The 1,148-nt window shown below is 70.8% G+C and carries 2 protein-coding genes; both read left to right on the top strand.

Annotation, left to right across the window (positions count from 1 at the left end):
* The first annotated feature begins 19 nt into the window (after positions 1 to 19).
* Positions 20 to 163 (top strand): Helicase associated domain protein, encoded by a 144-nt coding sequence (locus ABTZ59_RS37215; protein ID WP_503003872.1) that lies wholly within the window; start codon positions 20 to 22, stop codon positions 161 to 163.
* Between the two features lie 349 nt (positions 164 to 512).
* Positions 513 to 1,034 (top strand): NUDIX domain-containing protein, encoded by a 522-nt coding sequence (locus ABTZ59_RS37210; RefSeq protein WP_351013579.1) that lies wholly within the window; start codon positions 513 to 515, stop codon positions 1,032 to 1,034.
* Positions 1,035 to 1,148: the final 114 nt, after the last annotated feature.

The raw sequence follows: 1,148 nt of genomic DNA, 5'->3' as shown, positions 1-1,148 counted from the left end.
GCCAGTACCCCGCGACGCGGTGGTCGAGATCACCGTCGACAGCGAAGCGGAGCCAGTACCAGTACGACTGGGAGTATGGCTATCGAACAGTCGCGCCAGACGCGACAAGCTCACGGGCGAGCAGCGCGCCGCCCTCGCCAAGCTGGGCATCCAGTGGGCCTGAGGGTGCTGACGGGGACGCCGGGGTAGCGGCGACGGTCCGGGCCATCGACTGCCACAGGCGGCCCGCGCCAGGCACCGGGCCGAGACCGCTATCGATCCCGTACGCCGTGTAGGCCCCTACGATGAGCCGGTGCCCGAGACGCTGCCTCCCGTGGGTGTTGACCTCTTTGACGTTCGTCGGCTCCTACTCGTAGAAGTCGAGGAGCCGCTGCTGCCGTCCGGGCACAGGGAGGCCCGCGACCGCGTGTGGGACAGGGCAGTCCAGGCCAACCCAGCGCTCTTCGACGGCCCCGTGGCGGCGTGCGCCCCAGCTGACAGGCACGGAGTCGGACGTTATTCGCCTGTCCTGGGTGCGGGTTACCTACCGGCACTACGCCCTGCGTCGCGTTCCCGGAGCCTCCGCACTGCCCTCGCTGTTCGTGAACGTGGTCCAGCCGACCACCGAGGGCCGTGTGCTGGCCGCCCGGATGTCGCCCTCCACGGCCGCGCCCGGCCGCTGGCAGCTGCCGGGGGGTTCCGTCGAACCGCCCCCAATCGGCGAGGCCCTGGACGAAGCCGGCCTGGCCGGCCAAGCCGCGCGGGAGCTGGCCGAGGAGCTCGGCCTCACCACGCCTGCTTCAGCGCTCAAACTGTGGGCTGTCACCCGCGGGGAGAACGGCAGCGTGGGCGTGACCTACCACGCTCCCGCTCTTACCGAGACCGCGGTACGGGCAGCGTTCGCCGCGGTGACGGCGGACGAACGCGCCCAGGGACGCGAGCCCGAACTCGACGACATCGCCCTGATCAGATCGCCACAGGAGCTGCTTGGTCTGCCCGGACCACACGCGGACTACCTGGAACCGATCATCCGGCGCTACTTCGACACCCGATGAAGCCGCCAGGAGGGCCGAGATGCCGTCGAGGAACGCGCGGCCGCGGTCGTCGAGTCGGTCACGCACCGCAGACCGTAGGCCCCTGGGCAGCCTGGGTCGCCGCGCATCCGTCAG

The sequence above is a fragment of the Streptomyces sp. NPDC094034 genome (assembly GCF_040303865.1).
Classification (GTDB): Bacteria; Actinomycetota; Actinomycetes; order Streptomycetales; family Streptomycetaceae; genus Streptomyces.
Note: the sequence above shows the minus strand (reverse complement) of the source record. Positions and strands in the feature narration are given on the sequence as shown.